The following is a 16,903-nucleotide window of genomic DNA, read 5'->3' as shown; positions in this document are numbered from 1 at the left end:
CGGATGACCGCGAAGACTGGCCACCATTCCCCGCCTCACCCACTCGATGCTTCAGGCGCCCTCGCCCCCGGGGGAGAGCTGCTCGCGGATCAGCTCGGCCAGGCGCCGGGCGGGCTCCGCGGGGCGGTGCGGCGGCCGATGCAGGGCCAGTTCCACGGCAGGCAGGGGCGGCAGGCCGCTGCTGGCCTCCAGCACCCGCAGTTCCGGCGTCAGCATGTTCTGGGTCACCACCACGATGGCCAGGCCCGCCTGCACCACCGGGGTCAGGCCGGCCATGGACTGGCTGGTATAGGCGAGGCGCCAGTCGCGCCCGGCGGCGGCCAGCACCTGCTCGGCCACCTCGCGAAACAGGTCCGCCCCCGGCGAGTAGAGCGCCAGTGGCAGGGGATCCACCAGCGACGGCTGCCGCTGGCTGCCCACCGCCCAGGCCAGGGGTTCGCGGCGGATCACCTCGCCCCCCGGCGAGTGGCGCTGGCGGGTCACCAGGGCCAGGTCCAGCTCGCCCTGGCGCACCCGCCCCACCAGGTCGGCGCTGGTGGCGCAGACCACCTGCAGGCGCACCTCGGGATAGAGCTGATGGAAGTAAGCGAACACCGAGGTCAACAGGGACGCATAGTCCTCGGGAATCCCCAGCGTCAGCTCCCCCACCACCCGGCGGGTGCGCATATCGGCCAGGGCCTCGTCGTTGAGGGCCAGCAGGCGGCGGGCATGGCCCAGCAGGCGCTGGCCCTCGGCGGTGAAGCGGATGCGCCGTCCCTCCCGCTCGTGGAGCGCCACGCCGAGGGCCTCCTCCAGGCGCCGCAACTGCATGCTGACGGTGGACTGGGTATAGGCCAGGCGCCGGGCGGCGGCGGTCACGCTACCGGTATCGGCCACCGCCACCAGGGTGCGCAGCAGGCTCAGGTCGAGGGTCTCGGCACGCATCAATACATCACCAGTTTTGATGAATTGGATCAATAAAGATCGATTTTATGATGAGTATGGAACGAATAGGCTGCCATCGTCATCCCCGGCAGGAGGCCCGACAGCCTCCCAGGAGCCCCGACCATGCAGACAGCGACTTCCGCACGCCATCACGCCGCCTGGCAGGGCCCCGCCGCCGCCGGCCTGGCGGTGCTGCTCTGGGCCCTGGTCCCGCTGCTGGCCGGCCTCGCCGAGACGCTGCCGCCGCTGCGCCTGGCCTGCCTGGCGCTGCTGGGGGGCGCCCTGGCCACCCTGCCGATGGCCCGGGGGCGGCCCCAGGAGCCGCCCCTCGCCGGTAAGTCCTGGTGGCTGGTGCATCTCGGCATGCCGCTGCTGATCGTCGGCGCGGTGGGCGCCTGCTTCGCGGCGCTGCGGCTGGCCCCGGTGGCCGAGGCGGCGCTGATCACCTACACCTGGCCGCTGCTCTTCCTGCTGGCCGGTGAGTGGCTGACCCGGCGACGCCTGCGCCCGGCGACCCTGGGCGGGAGCGCCCTGGCCTTCGCCGGCGCCGCCCTGCTGGTGGCCCCCGAGGCCCTGGCCGGGGGCTTCTCCGGGGCCTGGGGCGGCTATTTTCTGGCCCTGCTGACGGCACTCTGTTGGGCGCTCTACTCCCTGGCCTGCGGCCACCCCGGGCTCGGCCTGCGCCGCCGCCTGCCCCGGCTGCTGCTGATCGCCAGCCTGATCACCGGCGCCGCCAGCCTGGGGCTCGAAGGGGTGATCGCCCCGCCGGATACCCAGGCCCTGCTGGCCGCCGCCGCCCTGGGGCTGGGCCCCTATGGCCTGGCCATGCTCGCCTGGGAGCGCGCCCTCCAGGATCCCCGGGGCCGGCGCCTGGGCCACCTGGCCCATGGGGTGCCGGTACTGGCCAGCCTCTTCCTGGTGATGGCGGGCATGACCACGGCGGACTGGCGCCTGCCGGTGGCGGCGACGCTGGTCATGGCCGGCAGCCTCGCCGCCAGCCGCTGAGCGCGTTTCACGACACTGGGCGACATTCCCCTCCCGGTCTCGACCGATTGGACATTTTTCCGCGAGCTCAGTAGGGTATGGCCTCCTCGGGATCACCAACAACGCCCACAATCGATCCCATGCGGCCCCATCAGCGGGCCCCTGGTCTTGCCTCACCGCAGACTGGATCACCGTACCTTCGACTGACCGTCGACGACGCCATCGATAGAGAAGGAATCCATGTCGCGCCACTATGCCGATGAGGGCCGGTGCATGCCGCGCCGCCCGCCGCCCAGCCTCCCCTTCCCGGGGTAACGCCTTCCCCACGGCGCCAACTGCCGTGCTCGCTCGCTAGGCTATGTCCGAAAACTGCCTGGGCCGCGGTATCGCTCTGCCAATCGCCGTCCGAACCGGCCGTCCGCGACCGGCCGTTGATGCCTGCCCGAGGCGTGCCCCCGTCATGTCATCACCGCGACAGGCGTGTCGATTCGCTCGACACGCCCCGATCGCCTCCGTTTCATCGACCGAGGGACTGCCCTTGAACAGCGAATCGCTTTATCAATTCTCGACCCCGACCGTGATCCTGCTGCTGCTGGCCTTCTACGGCGGCACCTACCTGCTGACCCTCGGCATCCGCAAGAAACACGAGGATGCCGATGCCTTTATGGTCTCCAATCACCGGGTCGGCTTCGGCATCGGCGCCGCCAGCATGACCGCCACCTGGATCTGGGCCGCCTCCTTCTACGCCGCCGCCACCTCCGGCTATACCTATGGCGTCTCGGGCCCCATCCATTACGGCCTGTGGGGCGCGCTGATGATCCTCTTCATCTACCCCTTCGGCCGGCGCTTCCGTAAGCTCGCGCCCAATGCCCACACCCTGGGCGAGCTGATTCACGCCCGCCACGGCAGCTCCAGCCAGCTGATCCTGGCACTCTCCAATGTGCTGGGCAGCGTGATCAGCCTGATGGTCAACTTCACCGCCGCCGGCGCCCTGGTCGCGGTGCTCTCGCCGCTCTCCTTCCAGGCCGGGGTGATCATCGCCGGCGTCGGCGTGCTGCTCTACACCCTGTGGTCCGGCTTCCGCGCCTCGGTGCTGACCGACTTCGCCCAGTTGGTGGCACTGATGGCCATCGCCGTGGTGATCATTCCCGCGGTCTTCTTCGCCATGGGCGGCCCCACCGAGCTGGTCGCCGGCCTCGACAACCTGACGCCGGAGCAGGCCGACTTCTTCTCCATGGACGCCATCCTCAACCAGGGCGCGCCCTTTTTCGTCGCCGTGCTGGCCTACGCCATCGGCAACCAGACCATCTCCCAGCGCCTGTTCGCGGTGAACGAGGAGCACATCAAGCCGACCTTCCTCACCGCCACCGTCGGCTATGGGGCCATCGTTATCGGCCTCGGCATGATCGGCCTGATGGCCCTGACCCTGGGCGTCGAGCCCATGAACGGCGACATGAACAACCTGATTCCGCAGATGGTCTCCGGCTACCTGCCGCCGCTGTTTATCGCCCTGTTCTTTATCCTGGTGATCGGCTCGCTCTCCTCCACCGCCGACTCCGACCTCTCGGCGCTGTCGGCGATCATGATGGCCGACGTCTACGGCAAGAACCTCGCCCGCGGCCAGGCCGACCCCAGGCGCATGCTGCTGGTCGGTCGCCTGACCATGATCGTCGCCACCCTGGTGGGCATCGTTTTCGCCAGCTTCTCGCTGGATATCCTGGTGATGCTGGTCTTCGTCGGCGCCCTCTGGGGTGCCATCGTCTTCCCGGTGATCGCCAGCTGCTTCTGGAACCGGGTCACCAACGCCGCCTTCACCACCTCGGTGCTGGTGGCCATGGTGCTGTTCTGCGCGGCGCGCTTCGAGCTGCTACCGCTGACCGGCGCTAGCGGCCTCTTCTTCGAACTGCTCGCCAGCATCGGCGGTGGCGTGATCATCGGCCTGATGGTGTTCGGCTTCCTCGGCCGCACCGCGGGCTTTATCGCCGGCGCCCTGGCGCTGGTTGCCATGCTGCTCTTCGCCACCGGCTTCCTGCGCGACTACACGGTGCTGCTGGCCTCCCTCACCGCCTATGGCGCCAGCACCCTGGTCTGCGTGGTGATGAGCCTGACCAGCCGTCAGCCGGACTTCGATTTCGCCACCATCCGCGAGCGGGTCGGCGACTATGAGACCACCCATGACGCCTCGCCCGCCGAGGAAGGCGACGCCATCCCGGCCTCCCCCCGCCTGGCCAGCCAGCGCTAAGCGATCCCATGATGTCGCGGTGCCGCCTGTCGGCACCGCCCAGAGGAGAGAAACGATGACCACACTCTTTGGCTTCTACGTATTGATCTGGCCCGCCCTGACCCTGGGCGTGCTGATCCTGATCTGCCGCGCCGTGCTGCGCGACCGCCGCGAGGCGCGCCGCGAGAAACGCGAGCTGGTCTGATCGACGCCCGATGGCCTCGGTGCTAGCCCCATAGCACACGGTACCGAGGCCTTGCTGCTCAGGGGCGAATTGCTCCATCAACCGAAGCACTGGCATACCCTCCGCTCCCGATAAAGGGCTACCATGTCGTGGGTTCGGTTCGCTTAGGCATCGAGGCATGCCAATCTTTGGGTAAACACCATGAAGGATCATCAGCTCAAGGCCCTGGTCCAGGTGGCGGACTGTGGCTCCATCCGTGCCGCGGCACGCGCCATGCACCTGAGTCCCAGCGCCCTGACCAAGGCACTGCGGGAGCTGGAGGAGGACGTGGGCGCCGAGCTATTGACCCGCAGCTACAAGGGCGTCGAGTTCACCCCGGCCGGTAGCGCCCTGCTGGTGCGGGCGAGGCTGGTACTTACGACCCTGGACAAGGCCCGGGACGAGGTCCGCTACCTGCGTGGCGGCGCCGGCGCCAAGATCACCGCGGCCATCACCCCCACCATCGCCACCACCGCCCTGCCCGGGGTATTGAAGGATTTCGAACGCCTTCAGCCCGATGCCCAATTGACCCTGATCGAAGGCATGATGACCAGCGTCATTCCCGCCCTTCACGAGGGCAGCATCGACTTCGCCGTGGTCATCACCGATCCCGAGGACCTGCCCCATGACATGGATTTCGAGCCCCTGGGCCTGGTCAGGGGCACGGTGGTGGGCCGCGAGGGCCATCCCCTGGCCGACGCCCGGGAGTGGTCGGAGCTCAGGAACGCCCGCTGGGTACTCAACCTGATCCATGGCAGCACCGGCCATCACCTGCTGGACTGGCTGGAGCGCAGCGGCCTGGAGCGTCCCGTCAACCCGGTACTCTGCACCTCGCCGACGCTGATGCTGGAGCTGACCCGACACACCGACCTGATCGGCTTCGGCCCGGAACCCCTCTTCCTCGATCCGGTGTTCAGTGTCGGCGTGCAACGCTTTACCGAACTCCCCGCCGCGCCCCCCATGAGCCTGGGTATCCTGACCCTGAGAGGCGTGCCCTTGAGTGCCGCGGCCCGCCCCCTGGCGGAGCTCTTCGCCCGCCATATTCGTCAACCGACGCCCGTGCTCTCTTCCTGAGACCCGCCCACCGGGGCCCACCCGATGGCGATACTTTTTCCGCAATGCCAACCCCTGGTGCACACCAACTCCATCATCATCCCCCACCGGGGATGCCAAAGATGATGCCGAGACGCATATAAAAAAGTCTTTATTTTTATAAAGTTATAAAAATTCTTCGGCTCTCATCCCAGACGAAGACGGCTCCTTAACTCGCTCGTTTCCCCATTGTTCGTTTCCGCGTGCCCCTTGTCTCGGCTCCATGGCCGTTTGACTCTTCAGGGGCCGGGTGCTTAATTCCACACGTACCAGATACAAAAACAAGTTTCATATATAAACAACATATGATCTTTCCCAATCTCGCTCCCGAGACTCCAACCCGGAGAAAAACAATGCGCCTGACCCGCCGACTGCTGCTGACCTCCGCCATCGCTTCCGCCGCCCTGCTCTCCACGGGTCTGCAGGCCGATGCCTATCCCGATCAGCCGGTCACCATCGTGGTCTCCTATCCGCCGGGGGCCGACACCGATGCCATGGCCCGGCTATTCGCCGACAAGCTGACCGAACGCCTCGGCCAGCCGGTGGTGGTGGAGAATCGCCCGGGGGCCGGCGGCACCATCGGCAACGGCACCGTGGCCCGGACCGAGGCCGACGGCTACACCCTGCTCTATACGCCCAACCCCTTTACCACGGCGCCCCTGGTGATGGACCTGCCGGAGGGGGCCAGCTACGACGTCCTCGAGGGGTTCGATCCGATCATCCTCGCCGCCCATCAGGCGGTGCTGGTGGTGGCCAATCCCGAGACCGGCATCGAGACCATCGACGACCTGGTCACCCAGGCCCACAACGGCCAGAACCTCAGCTACGGCAGCCCCGGCGCCGGCTCGCCGATGCATATCGCCGCCGAGTGGCTCAACCGCGAGGCCGAGATCGAGGCCCTGCATATTCCCTATCGTGGCGTCAGCCCCATCGTCCCCGATGTCCTGGCCGGGCATATCGACCTGGGCTACGTGACCTATGGCCCGGTGGCCCAGTTGATCGAGTCGGGGCGCCTCAACCTGGTGGCCATCACCGACCCGCAGCGCTCGCCGGTGCTGGAGGGCATCCCCACCATCGCCGAACAGGGCTACGACGCGGTACGGCTCGGCGCCTGGCATGGCCTGATGGCGCCCAGCGGCACCCCGGAGGAGGTCATCGAGACCCTCAACGCCCAGATGAATGCCATCCTCGAGATGCCCGAGGTGATCGAGCAGATGGCCCAGTTCGGCGCCGTGCCCGCCGGTGGCGAGCCGGAGGCGCTGGCCGAGATCAACGCCGATGACTACGCCCGCCTCTCGGCGATCATCGAGGAGCTGGGCATCACCGCCGACTAAGGCGCATTCACCATCGACACCGCCGGGAGGCGGTCCGCCTCCCGGGATCGTCTCCCTGCCGACAGCGACGGGAATCCCATGATCGATCGAGATATCAGAAGCCTGCTCGGCGGCGGCCTGCTGGCCCTGCTCGGCCTCTTCACCGCCTGGTACGCCTATGGCCACTACTCTCTGGGCACCTTCTCCCGCATGGGCCCGGGCTTCCTGCCGGTGATCCTCGGCGGTGTCCTGGCGCTGCTGGGCCTGATCGTCGCCCTCCCCGCCTGGTGGCGCCGTGGGGAACCTCTGCGCGGTGACTGGGCCAGCGCCGGCTTCGTGGTGGCCAGCATCGTCGTCTTCGCGCTGCTGTTGAAGGAACTGGGCCTGGTCATCGCCGCCATCGCCGCGGCCCTGATCGCCCTGGTCCCCGATCAAAGCCTCGGCCGCGGCACCAAGCTCAAGGTGGCCCTGGCCATCGCGGCCATCACCTACCTGATCTTTATCCAGGGCCTGAGCATGAACCTGCCCGCCTGGCCCAGGTTCGGCTAAGAGACCGAGCCGCCCGGGACGTCACGACGCCCGGGCTCCCCATCCACCCTCATTATCCGGAGGCATGCCATATGGGCACCCTGGAAGCCTTGCTATTGGGTCTGCAGGATGCGACCCAGCCGACCATGCTGCTGTACTGCTTTATCGGGGTCTTCCTCGGCACCCTGGTGGGGGTCTTGCCCGGGGTGGGCGCCATGGCGGCCATCTCGCTGTTGCTGCCGATCACCTATTACATCCCTTCCACTGCCGCTCTGGCCATGCTGGCAGGGGTCTTCTATGGCTCCCAGTACGGCGGCTCCATCGCCTCGATCCTGCTCAATATCCCCGGCACCCCGGCCTCGGCGGTCACCAGCCTGGATGGCTACCCCATGGCCAAACAGGGGCGTGCCGGGGTGGCCCTATTTATCGCCATGTCGGCCTCCTTCGTCGGCTCCATCCTCGGCCTGCTGCTGCTGGCGGCCCTGGGGCCGGTGCTCTCCGAGATCGGGCTCTCCTTCGGCCCCGCCGAGTACTTCTCGTTGATGCTGATGGGGCTGATCGCCGCCTCGGCGGTGGGTTCCGGCTCCGCCGCCAAGAGCCTGGCCATGGTGGTGCTGGGGCTGCTGCTGGGCATGGTGGGCACCGATATCAATACCGGCCTGGTGCGCTTCAACTTCGGCATGGCGGAGTTGATGGATGGCATCAACCTGGTGGCCCTGGCCATGGGGCTGTTCGGCCTCTCCGAGGTGATCTCCAGCATGCGCCTGGGCGGCGGGGAGCGACGTACCCCGCGGTTTTCCCTGCGCTCCATGCTGCCCAAGCGCCTCGACCTGCGCCGCGCGGTGCCGGCCATGCTGCGCGGCACCGCCATCGGCAGCTTCTTCGGCACCATGCCCGGCACCGCCTCCGGCCTCTCGCCCTTCATGTCCTATGCGGTGGAGAAGAAGCTGGCCAGGGAGCCCGAGCGCTTCGGCCAGGGGGCCGTCGAGGGCATCGCCGGCGCCGAATCCTCCAACAGCTCCGGGGCCATGACCGCCTTCGTGCCGACCCTGACCCTGGGGATCCCCGGCGACGTGGTCATGGCGCTGATGCTCGGCGCCATGATGCTCCACGGCATCCAACCGGGACCGCTGATGATCTCCGAGAATCCGGTGATGTTCTGGAGCCTGGTGGTCAGCTTCGGCATCGGCAACCTGCTGCTGCTGGTACTCAATATGCCGCTGATCGGCCTCTGGACCGCCCTGCTGCGCATCCCCTTCAGCATGCTCTACCCGGCGATCATCATCTTCATCTGCCTGGGCGTGTACAGCGTCAACAACAACGTCTTCGACGTCTATGTGGTAGCGGCGATCGGCGCCCTGGGCTATGGGCTGAGCCTGCTGAACTTCAGCCCCGCTCCCCTGCTGCTGGGCTTCGTGCTCGGCCCGCTGCTGGAGGAGAACCTGCGTCGCGCCCTGCTGCTCTCCCGCGGCGATCCCATGACCTTTATCGAGCGCCCGGTGAGCGCCGGCCTGCTGGCGGTCTGCCTGGGCCTGCTGCTATGGGCCGCCGCCTCGGCCATCCGCGGCCTGCGCCGCCGGAGCCACGGCCACCCCGGCGGGCGTGTTACCCCTTGAGTCCGCCACCGATTATCGAGCACACCACAGGAGCGCGAGATGAGTGACTCTCCCCTCGGACGCAATACCCCCCAGGTCAATGCCCGCGCCAAGGTCACCGGGCGTGCCCAGTACGCCGGCGATATCCAGTTGCCGGGGATGCTGCATGCCAAGGTGCTGCGCAGCCCCCACCCCCATGCCCGCATCCGGCGCATCGATACCCGGGCGGCCCGGGCCCTGCCCGGGGTCAAGGCGGTGCTCACCGGCGGCGATGCCCCCGACGCCCTGTGGGGCGTCCACCACAAGGAGCGCCGTATCCTGGCCAAAGAGGTGGTGCGCTTCGCCGGCGAGGAGGTGGTCGCCGTGGCCGCCATCAGCGACGAGATCGCCCGGGATGCCCTGGAGCTGGTCAAGATCGACTACGAACCCCTGCCGGCCCTCTTTACCCCCGAGGCGGCCCTCGCCGAGGGTGCCGAGGGGATCCATCCGGGGCGCAATAATGTCGCCCACGAGATCGCCTTCGAGCGCGGCAGCGTGGACGCCGGCTTCGCCCGGGCCGACCTGATCCACGAGGCCACCTACACCACCCACGCCCAGTACCCGGGCTACCTGGAGCCCATGGCCAGCGTGGCCCGAATGGACGGCGACGGTCGCCTCCAGGTCTGGACCTCCACCCAGTCGGTGTTCCTGGCGCGGATGCGCCTGGCGGCGGCCCTGGAGCTGCCGGTCTCGCGCACCCGGGTGATGCAGACCACCACCGGCGGCGGCTTCGGCGGCAAGATCGTCGAGGACGCCAACAGCCTGATCGCCGGCCTGCTGGCGCTGAAGACCGGCCAGCCAGTGCGCCTGGTCAACAATCGCCTGGAGGACTTCCTGAGCGCCTGCTCGAGCTTGCCCGAGCGCATCACCCTCAGGCTGGGCATGACCCGGGAGGGCCGCATCGTCGCCAAGGAGGTGACGATCCTCGCCGACTGCGGCGCCTACTGCGGCCTCTCCAACGAGGTGATGCATGTCTCTGCCATGCGCAGCGACAATATGCATCGCCTGGAGAACGTCAGGTCCCAGGCCATCCTGAGCTATACCCATACGCCGCCCCACGGGGCCTTCCGCGGCTTCGGCGGCACCCAGATGCTGTTCGCCCTGAACAGCCATATCGACGCCATGGCCGAGAAGCTCGGCCTCGACCCCGTCGAGATCCACCGCCGCAATGCCATCCGGGCCGGCGACACCTCGATCCATGGCTGGGAGGTCGGCAGCACCGGCCTGATGGAGTGCCTGGATCAGTGCATCGAGGCGATCCGCTGGGAGGAGAAGCGCGGACGCCGCGACCGGGCCGGCAGGCGCCGCCGCGGCGTGGGCCTGGCCGCCGCCATGCACGTCAGCGGCAACCGCACCATCGGCAACTGGGACGGCTCCACCGTGGTAGTCAAGCTCAACGAGGACGGCCGCGCGCTGATCCATAGCGGCGAGTGCGACATGGGCCAGGGCGCCATGACCATGCTCAGCCAGGTGGTCGCCCATGAGCTGACGCTGCCCATCGAGCATACCCAGGTGGTGCCGCCGGACACCGACACCTCGCCCTTCGCCATCGGTTCCCTGGCCTCCCGGGTGACCATGTCCGGGGGCCATGCCGCCATCCTCGCCGCCCGCAAGGCCAGGGCCCAGCTGCTCACCCTGGCCGCCGAGCTGTCGGGCCATGCCGAGGCGACGCTGGCACTGGTCGACGGGGCCGTGCGACTCCGTGACGGCAACGAGGTCGTCGCCGACCTGGCGACCCTGGCCCGCCAGCATATCTGGCGCCACGGCGGCGAGGGCCTTCAGGTCTCCGCCACCTGGGACCCCCAGACCCGCATGCACGATGACGACCTCTACGGCAATATCGCCTCCGCCTACTCCTTCGCCGCCCAGGCGGTGGAGGTGGAAGTGGACACCGAGACCGGCCGCGTCGAGGTGGTGCAGAGCTTCGTCTCCGACGACTGCGGCAAGGCCTTCAACCCCCTGGCGATCCATGGCCAGACCAATGGCGCCACGGTGCAGGCCATCGGCTGGGCCCTGTTTGAACAGTTGCAGGTGGAGGAGGGGCGGATCATGAACGGCAACTTCGCCGACTACACCCTGGCCACCGCCGACGCCGTGCCCCTGCTGGCCTCCGGCATCGTCGAATCCAACGACCCCAAGGGCCCCTACGGCGCCAAGGGCGCCAGCGAGACCGCCATCCTCCCCGGCGCCGCGGCCATCGCCAATGCCGTGCACGACGCCGTGGGGGTGCGCATCACCGACCTGCCCATCACTCCCGAGAAGGTGCTCGCCGCCCTGCGCGCCCAGGAGGAGACCGACCATGCGTGATTTCGATTTCCTGGAACCCGCCAGTGCCGCCGAGGCGTGCCGCCTGCTGCTGGACGAGCCGGAGGAGAGCCGCCTGATCGCCGGCGGCACCGCCCTGATGCTGGGCATGCGCCAGCGCATGCTGAGCCCGGCGCGACTCGTCTCGATCGGCCATCTCGAGGCCCTGAGGGGCATCGACTTCGATGCTAAGGAGGGGCTACGCATCGGCGCGCTGACCCGTCACGCCGAGCTGGCCAATGCCCCCGCCGTCCAGGCCCACTACCCCATGCTGGCCAGCATGGCCGCCCGGGTCGCCAACCCCCAGGTGCGCAACCAGGGCACCCTGGGCGGTAACCTCTGCTACGCCGATCCGGCCACCGACCCGCCCGGCTGCCTGATGGCCCTGGACGCCCGGGTGGTGATCCAGGGCCCCGACGGCGAGCGGCGCCTGGCCATCGAGGACTTCCTGGTCGACTACTACACCACCGCCCTGGCGCCCGGCGAGCTGATCACCGAGATTCGCCTGCCGCCCCCCGCCGAGGGCGACCGGGGCCACTATGCCCGCCACCTGCGCACCGCCGCCGAGCACCGGCCGCTGGTCAGCGTGGCGGCCTGGGTACGCCACAGCGCCAACGGCTGCGAAGCGGCCCGCCTGGTGGTGGGCGCCTCCACCGTGGTGCCGACCCGGGTCCCCCGGGCCGAGGCACTGCTGATGGCCAAGCCGCCCACCGTGGCCACCCTGACCGAGGCCGCCGAGCTGATCGCCGGCGATATCGCGCCGATCTCCGATGCGCGCGGCTCGGCGGAGTACCGCCGCGAGATGGTGCGGGTCGTCGCCCGGCGCAGCCTGGCCCATCTCTTCGCCCTTCCCCTGGAGTGACGTCATGAGCGAACACCGCATCGAGGTCATCATCAACGGCGAGCCGGTCACCGCCCGGGTGCCCGCCCGTCGCCTGCTCAGCGATTTCCTGCGCGACGACCTGGGCCTCACCGGCACCAAGCGCGGCTGCGAGACCGGCATCTGCGGCGCCTGCTCGGTGATGGTCGACGGCCGCCTGGTGAAGTCCTGCCTGAGCCTCGCCGTGCAGGCCGACGGCCAGCATATCGACACCATCGAGGGCCTCGCCGATGGCGAGGCCCTGCACCCCATCCAGGAGTGCTTTATCGACGGCGGGGGCCTGCAGTGCGGCTACTGCACCCCCGGCTTCGTCATGGCCACCTGCGCCCTGCTGGCCGCCAACCCCCGCCCCACCACCGATGAGATTCGCCAGGCCCTGAACGGCAACCTGTGCCGCTGCACCGGCTACACCCAGATCATCGAGTCCATCCACCACGCCGCGGAGAAGCTGCATGGAAATTGAAAAGTCCCTCACCCTGGACGTCCCGCCTCAGCAGGTCTGGGAAGTCGTGCTCGATCCCCAGGCGATGTGCGGCTGCGTGCCCGGCATGCAGTCGGTGGAGGTGATCAGCGATGACGAATACGTCGCCCATATGCGGGTCAAGATCTCCTTTATCACCGCCCGCTTCACCCTCAATACCCGCATCGTCGAGCAGGAGGCCCCCCGCTACCTGCGCGCCGAGGGCACCGGCGAAGACGCCTCGGTGGCCAGCTCCCTGACCCAGACCAGCGAGATGTTCCTGGAAGCCCGAGAGGACGGCGGCACCGACCTGCGTATCAAGGTCAAGGCCGATGTCTTCGGTCGCCTGGGCACCTTCGGCCTGGCGGTGATGAAGACCAAGGCCGACCGCATGTGGGACGAGTTCGGCACCAACCTGATCGCGCGACTCAACGGCGATGCCCCCGAGGCGACAGAGGCCACGGAATCCCCCCAGGCGCAGTCCAGCGCCGAGCCCACACCGGCCCGGCGGTCGGTGCCGAGCCCCCCCGCCCCACAGGCCTCGCCGCGCCCCAACTGGCTGGCACGCCTGCTGGGCCGTGCCCCGGCCCAGCCCTCCGCCGAGCATATCCATGTGGAAGTGGAGCGCGGCACGACCCGCATCCGTATCGACTGGCCCGCCCATCAGGCCGGCGAGTGCGCCGACTGGCTGCGGGAGCTGGTCAAGGCATAGGCCAAGGCTCCGGAGGTTCCCATGCAACATCTGGATACCCGCGTGATCGACCGCGCCCTCGACTGGCTCGACGAGGGACGCCCGCTATGGCTGTGCACCGTGCTGGCCACCTATGGCTCCTCGCCGCGTGGCCCCGGCTCGCTGCTGGCGGCCGACGATGACGGCCAGGCCATCGGCTCCCTCTCCGGAGGCTGTGTGGAGGAGGACTTCCTGGAACGTCTCGGCCGCGGCGAACTGCGGGGCCCGGTGGCCACCCTGCGCTACGGGGACGGCGGCATCACCGCCCCCCGGCTGCGACTGCCCTGCGACGGGGTGCTGGAGATCCTGGTGGAGCGGCTCGAGCCCACCCCGGCCAATCGCGAGCATCTGCAGGGGGTGCGGCGGGCGCTCAATGGCGAGGCCCCGCTCTGCCGCGAGGTGTCTCTCACCACAGGTCGCTTCTCGCTGACTCACGACAACCGGGCGGCGGAACGGGTCACCCGACGCCACGGCGGGGACGACGACTGGGCGCGAATCCGCATCACCCCGAGCATCCGCTTGGTGATCGCCGGCATCTCGCCGGTCTCCGAGTACTGCGCCGACTTCGCCCGGGCCCTAGGCTTCGAGGTGATCGTCTGCGATCCGCGCCCCGAGGCCTGTGCCGCCTTCCCTGTGGCGGGAGTGCGGGTCGTGGAACGGCTGCCCTCCCGTTACCTGGCCGAGCAGGGTGCCCATGGCGCCACCGCAGTGGTGGCCCTGACCCACGACCCGCGCATCGATGACCTGGCGATGATCGAGGCGGTGCGCACCGAGGCCTTCTATCTCGGCGTGATGGGCTCGGCACGCACCTCACAGAAGCGCGCCGAGCGCCTGGCCCGCTCGGGGGGACTCGCCGCCGACCAGATCGCCCGCATCCATATGCCCATCGGCGTGGATATCGGCAGCAAGACGCCGGCCCAGATCGCCCTGGCGGTTCTCGCCGATATCCTCGCCCGTTATCACGGCAAGGTGCTGAGCGTGGCGCCGACGCCAGAGGCGCCACGCCTCACGGCGGTGGGGTAGGCCATGGCCTCGTCACCCCGAGTGATAGCCCTGATCATGGCGGCGGGCCGAGCCCGGCGCTTCGGCAGCGACAAGCGTCTCGCCCGCCTGCCCGGCGGCGGGACGCTGCTGGCGGCCACCCTGGCGGGAACCCGCCACCTATTCGCCGAACGTTTCCTGGTGATTGGCGGCCACGACGCACCAGGCCACCGGCTCGCCGACGCGGCGGGGGTCGGCTCGCTGGTCGCGCCGCGGGCGGAACTGGGGCTTGGCCATAGCATCGCCGATGCCACCAGCGAGCTACTCCGGCACGACCTGGAAGCCGAAGCCCTGGCGGTGGTACTGGGGGATATGCCAGGGGTTGCCGCCACGACCTATGCCGGTCTGGTCGGTGCGGCCGCTTCCGGGCGTATCGTCCGTCCCGGCTATCACGGCCGGCCCGGGCACCCGGTGCTGTTCGGCCGCGACTTCTGGCCTGCCCTGGCACGACTGGCCGGCCCCAAAGGCGCCCGGGACGTGATCGCGGCCCACCACTCGGCCCTGTGCCGGATCGAGGTGGACGACCCGGGCATCAGAATCGATGTGGATCGTCCCGAAGATCTCGCCCGCCTCGGCTAAGCGGTCCCCCACACTTCAGGGCCGATTCCGGCCAGTCTTTCCCGGCGCAGGGCGTACACTGAGGGCAGATTCCGCCGAGGTCTTCGCCATGCTCGACCCCGCCCTCTGCCGCCAGGCCCGCCTGGCCCGGGACGCCCGCTTCGACGGCCGCTTCGTCACCGCGGTGCTGACCACCGGCATCTACTGCCGGCCGATCTGCCCGGCCACCCCGCCCCGGGAGGCCAATGTGCGCTACTACCCGAACGCCCTGGCCGCCGCCGAGGCGGGCTTTCGCCCCTGCCTGCGCTGTCGCCCGGACAGCGCCCCGGACTCCCCGGCCTGGCGCGGTACCGCCACGACCCTGGAGCGGGCCCTGCGGCTGATCGACGAGGGCGCCCTGGAAAGCGGCTCGCTGGGCGCGCTCTGCGCGCGGCTGGGCATCGGCGAGCGCTACCTGCGCCGGCTCTTCCAGGAGGGCCTGGGAGTCTCCCCCAAGGCCTATGCACAGCATCGCCAGTGCCTGTTCGCCAAGCAGCTGCTCCACCAGACCCGCTTGCCGATCGCCCAGGTGGCCCATGCCAGCGGCTTTCGCAGCCTGCGCCGCTTCAACGACGCCTTCCAGGCGCGCATCGGCCTGGCGCCCCGGGAGCTGCGCCGCCGCGCCGGCGACGCCGAGGAGGCACTGACCCTGACCCTCGCCTATCGCCCGCCCTATGCCTGGCATGCGCTGCGCGACTTCCTCGCCGGCCGCGCCATCGAGGGCCTGGAGTGGGGCGACGCGACGCACTATGGCCGCACCCTCGCCTGGGGCGAGGCCCGCGGCCACTTCACCGCCGAGCACCGTCCCGAGCGGCACGCCTTCCGGGTGCGCCTGGTGCTCGACGACCTGAGCGTCCTGGCCCCGGTGATGCGGCGCATCCGTAGGCTGCTCGACCTGGACGCCGACAGCGCCGGCATCGAGGCCCGGCTGCGGGAAGCCGCGCCACGCCTGCCGCTGGTCGAGGGGCTGCGCCTGCCCGGCACCTGGGGCCCCTTCGAGGCCGGGGTGCGCGCCATCCTCGGCCAACAGGTCTCGATCGTCGCGGCGCGGCGCCTGGTCACGGCCCTGGTGGCCACCCTGGGCGAGCCGGCCGGCGACGGGAGGCGCCACTTCCCCACCCCGGAGGCCGTCGCCACCAGCGACCTGGCCTTCCTCGGCATGCCCGATTCCCGCCGCGCCACCCTGCGCCGCTTCGCGGCCTGCTATGCTGGCGGCGAGGCGGGGGACGAGCCCCTGGCGTGGACATCGCTCAAGGGCATCGGCCCCTGGACGGCCCGCTACGCGGCCCTGCGCGGCACCGGCCACCCGGATATCTGGCTGGAGGGCGACGCCGGGGTGCGCCGCGCCCTGCCACGCCTGGACGGCGCCGACCCGGCCGCCGCCGCCCCCTGGCGCAGCTACCTGACCCTGCAACTCTGGCATCACGACCCACGGAGCCAAGCCCATGACCGCTAAGGCCTCTCTCGCCACCACCCTGGACTACTACCGTCCCCCCGCCGCCGATGCCCTGGGGCTGATCCGCATCCGCGCCGATGCCACCGGCATCACCGAGATCGGCTTTACCCTGGACGAGGACGCCCCGCCCTGCCCCGGTGAACTGACCGAGCGGGCCAGGGCCCAGCTCGCCGAGTACTTTTCCGGCACCCGCCAGGCCTTCGACCTGCCGCTGGCCCCGGTCGGCACCGACTTCCAGCGCCGGGTCTGGGCGGCGCTGGCCACCATCCCCTTCGGCGAGACCCGCTGCTACGCGGAGATCGCCGAGCAGCTGCGCTGCAAAGGCGGCCAGCGCGCCGTGGGCGCCGCCAATGGCAGGAACCCCATCGCCATCGTGGTGCCCTGCCACCGGGTGATCGGCAGCGACGGCCGCCTCACCGGCTATGCCGGCGGCCTGGGCCGCAAGCAGTGGCTGCTGGCCCATGAGGCCGGCGAGCTGCCCTTCTTGCTCGAGTGAGCCCTCGGCAAGAGTCGACT

At 69.5% G+C, this 16,903-nt stretch carries 16 protein-coding genes; 15 read left to right on the top strand and 1 reads right to left on the bottom strand.

Annotated elements, in window-relative coordinates; translation table 11 throughout:
- Window positions 1-51: 51 nt before the first annotated feature.
- Entirely contained in the window at window positions 52-924 is an 873-nt protein-coding gene (locus ACQ1W9_RS03945) for a LysR substrate-binding domain-containing protein (protein ID WP_431025421.1), read from the bottom strand.
- A 123-nt stretch (window positions 925-1,047) separates the two neighbouring features.
- Here ACQ1W9_RS03945 and ACQ1W9_RS03940 point away from each other — a divergent pair, with 123 nt between their 5' ends.
- The 15 genes from ACQ1W9_RS03940 to ACQ1W9_RS03870 all read left to right on the top strand — a co-directional run bounded on the left by ACQ1W9_RS03940 (window position 1,048) and on the right by ACQ1W9_RS03870 (window position 16,883).
- Window positions 1,048-1,929 (top strand): EamA family transporter, encoded by an 882-nt coding sequence (locus tag ACQ1W9_RS03940; RefSeq protein WP_431025420.1) that lies wholly within the window; start codon window positions 1,048-1,050, stop codon window positions 1,927-1,929.
- 517 nt (window positions 1,930-2,446) lie between these two features.
- Window positions 2,447-4,150, top strand: coding sequence for a sodium:solute symporter family protein (locus ACQ1W9_RS03935; protein WP_431025419.1), 1,704 nt, complete (start codon window positions 2,447-2,449; stop codon window positions 4,148-4,150).
- Window positions 4,151-4,205: 55 nt separating this feature from the next.
- Window positions 4,206-4,334, top strand: coding sequence for a putative transporter small subunit (locus ACQ1W9_RS03930; RefSeq protein ID WP_222593964.1), 129 nt, complete (start codon window positions 4,206-4,208; stop codon window positions 4,332-4,334).
- 180 nt (window positions 4,335-4,514) lie between these two features.
- Window positions 4,515-5,426: a LysR substrate-binding domain-containing protein gene (locus tag ACQ1W9_RS03925; RefSeq protein WP_431025418.1), complete on the top strand. Its 912-nt coding sequence runs from the start codon at window positions 4,515-4,517 to the stop codon at window positions 5,424-5,426.
- Window positions 5,427-5,797: 371 nt separating this feature from the next.
- Complete coding sequence (locus ACQ1W9_RS03920) at window positions 5,798-6,778, top strand: Bug family tripartite tricarboxylate transporter substrate binding protein (protein WP_431025417.1); 981 nt, start codon at window positions 5,798-5,800, stop codon at window positions 6,776-6,778.
- A gap of 78 nt (window positions 6,779-6,856) precedes the next feature.
- On the top strand, window positions 6,857-7,306 hold the full coding sequence (locus tag ACQ1W9_RS03915) for a tripartite tricarboxylate transporter TctB family protein (protein ID WP_431025416.1): 450 nt from the start codon (window positions 6,857-6,859) through the stop codon (window positions 7,304-7,306).
- A gap of 71 nt (window positions 7,307-7,377) precedes the next feature.
- Window positions 7,378-8,901 carry a tripartite tricarboxylate transporter permease gene (locus ACQ1W9_RS03910; RefSeq protein ID WP_431025415.1) on the top strand — a complete coding sequence of 508 codons (1,524 nt, stop codon included), beginning with the start codon at window positions 7,378-7,380 and terminating at the stop codon, window positions 8,899-8,901.
- A 39-nt stretch (window positions 8,902-8,940) separates the two neighbouring features.
- A complete protein-coding gene (locus ACQ1W9_RS03905; protein ID WP_431025414.1) occupies window positions 8,941-11,226 on the top strand; it encodes a xanthine dehydrogenase family protein molybdopterin-binding subunit in 2,286 nt (761 codons plus the stop codon).
- On the top strand, window positions 11,219-12,085 hold the full coding sequence (locus tag ACQ1W9_RS03900; RefSeq protein ID WP_431025413.1) for an FAD binding domain-containing protein: 867 nt from the start codon (window positions 11,219-11,221) through the stop codon (window positions 12,083-12,085). Before ACQ1W9_RS03905 ends, ACQ1W9_RS03900 begins: the two co-directional genes overlap by 8 nt.
- Before the next feature lie 4 nt (window positions 12,086-12,089).
- Window positions 12,090-12,566, top strand: a complete 477-nt coding sequence (locus ACQ1W9_RS03895) for a (2Fe-2S)-binding protein (protein WP_431025412.1) — start codon at window positions 12,090-12,092, stop codon at window positions 12,564-12,566.
- Window positions 12,556-13,275 carry a CoxG family protein gene (locus ACQ1W9_RS03890; RefSeq protein WP_431025411.1) on the top strand — a complete coding sequence of 240 codons (720 nt, stop codon included), beginning with the start codon at window positions 12,556-12,558 and terminating at the stop codon, window positions 13,273-13,275. Before ACQ1W9_RS03895 ends, ACQ1W9_RS03890 begins: the two co-directional genes overlap by 11 nt.
- Before the next feature lie 21 nt (window positions 13,276-13,296).
- Window positions 13,297-14,316, top strand: coding sequence for an XdhC family protein (locus tag ACQ1W9_RS03885; protein ID WP_431025410.1), 1,020 nt, complete (start codon window positions 13,297-13,299; stop codon window positions 14,314-14,316).
- Between the two features lie 3 nt (window positions 14,317-14,319).
- A complete protein-coding gene (locus ACQ1W9_RS03880; RefSeq protein ID WP_431025409.1) occupies window positions 14,320-14,913 on the top strand; it encodes a nucleotidyltransferase family protein in 594 nt (197 codons plus the stop codon).
- Window positions 14,914-15,001: 88 nt separating this feature from the next.
- Window positions 15,002-16,387 carry a DNA-3-methyladenine glycosylase 2 family protein gene (locus ACQ1W9_RS03875; RefSeq protein WP_431025408.1) on the top strand — a complete coding sequence of 462 codons (1,386 nt, stop codon included), beginning with the start codon at window positions 15,002-15,004 and terminating at the stop codon, window positions 16,385-16,387.
- Entirely contained in the window at window positions 16,377-16,883 is a 507-nt protein-coding gene (locus tag ACQ1W9_RS03870; RefSeq protein ID WP_431025407.1) for a methylated-DNA--[protein]-cysteine S-methyltransferase, read from the top strand. Before ACQ1W9_RS03875 ends, ACQ1W9_RS03870 begins: the two co-directional genes overlap by 11 nt.
- Window positions 16,884-16,903 lie beyond the last annotated feature (20 nt).

The organism is Halomonas sp. H5, from assembly GCF_050613175.1.
GTDB lineage: Bacteria > Pseudomonadota > Gammaproteobacteria > Pseudomonadales > Halomonadaceae > Bisbaumannia > Bisbaumannia salifodinae.
Note: the sequence above shows the minus strand (reverse complement) of the source record. Positions and strands in the feature narration are given on the sequence as shown.

Bases quoted from the DNA above. Each gene is read 5' to 3' on its own strand.
- ACQ1W9_RS03875 (WP_431025408.1), top strand. From the start codon at position 15,002: ATGCTCGACCCCGCCCTCTGCCGCCAGGCCCGCCTGGCCCGGGACGCC.
- ACQ1W9_RS03890 (WP_431025411.1), top strand. From the start codon at position 12,556: ATGGAAATTGAAAAGTCCCTCACCCTGGACGTCCCGCCTCAGCAGGTC.
- ACQ1W9_RS03905 (WP_431025414.1), top strand. From the start codon at position 8,941: ATGAGTGACTCTCCCCTCGGACGCAATACCCCCCAGGTCAATGCCCGC.
- ACQ1W9_RS03940 (WP_431025420.1), top strand. From the start codon at position 1,048: ATGCAGACAGCGACTTCCGCACGCCATCACGCCGCCTGGCAGGGCCCC.
- ACQ1W9_RS03925 (WP_431025418.1), top strand. From the start codon at position 4,515: ATGAAGGATCATCAGCTCAAGGCCCTGGTCCAGGTGGCGGACTGTGGC.
- ACQ1W9_RS03885 (WP_431025410.1), top strand. From the start codon at position 13,297: ATGCAACATCTGGATACCCGCGTGATCGACCGCGCCCTCGACTGGCTC.
- ACQ1W9_RS03870 (WP_431025407.1), top strand. From the start codon at position 16,377: ATGACCGCTAAGGCCTCTCTCGCCACCACCCTGGACTACTACCGTCCC.
- ACQ1W9_RS03895 (WP_431025412.1), top strand. From the start codon at position 12,090: ATGAGCGAACACCGCATCGAGGTCATCATCAACGGCGAGCCGGTCACC.
- ACQ1W9_RS03880 (WP_431025409.1), top strand. From the start codon at position 14,320: ATGGCCTCGTCACCCCGAGTGATAGCCCTGATCATGGCGGCGGGCCGA.
- ACQ1W9_RS03945 (WP_431025421.1), bottom strand. From the start codon at position 924: ATGCGTGCCGAGACCCTCGACCTGAGCCTGCTGCGCACCCTGGTGGCG.
- ACQ1W9_RS03900 (WP_431025413.1), top strand. From the start codon at position 11,219: ATGCGTGATTTCGATTTCCTGGAACCCGCCAGTGCCGCCGAGGCGTGC.
- ACQ1W9_RS03930 (WP_222593964.1), top strand. From the start codon at position 4,206: ATGACCACACTCTTTGGCTTCTACGTATTGATCTGGCCCGCCCTGACC.
- ACQ1W9_RS03920 (WP_431025417.1), top strand. From the start codon at position 5,798: ATGCGCCTGACCCGCCGACTGCTGCTGACCTCCGCCATCGCTTCCGCC.
- ACQ1W9_RS03910 (WP_431025415.1), top strand. From the start codon at position 7,378: ATGGGCACCCTGGAAGCCTTGCTATTGGGTCTGCAGGATGCGACCCAG.
- ACQ1W9_RS03915 (WP_431025416.1), top strand. From the start codon at position 6,857: ATGATCGATCGAGATATCAGAAGCCTGCTCGGCGGCGGCCTGCTGGCC.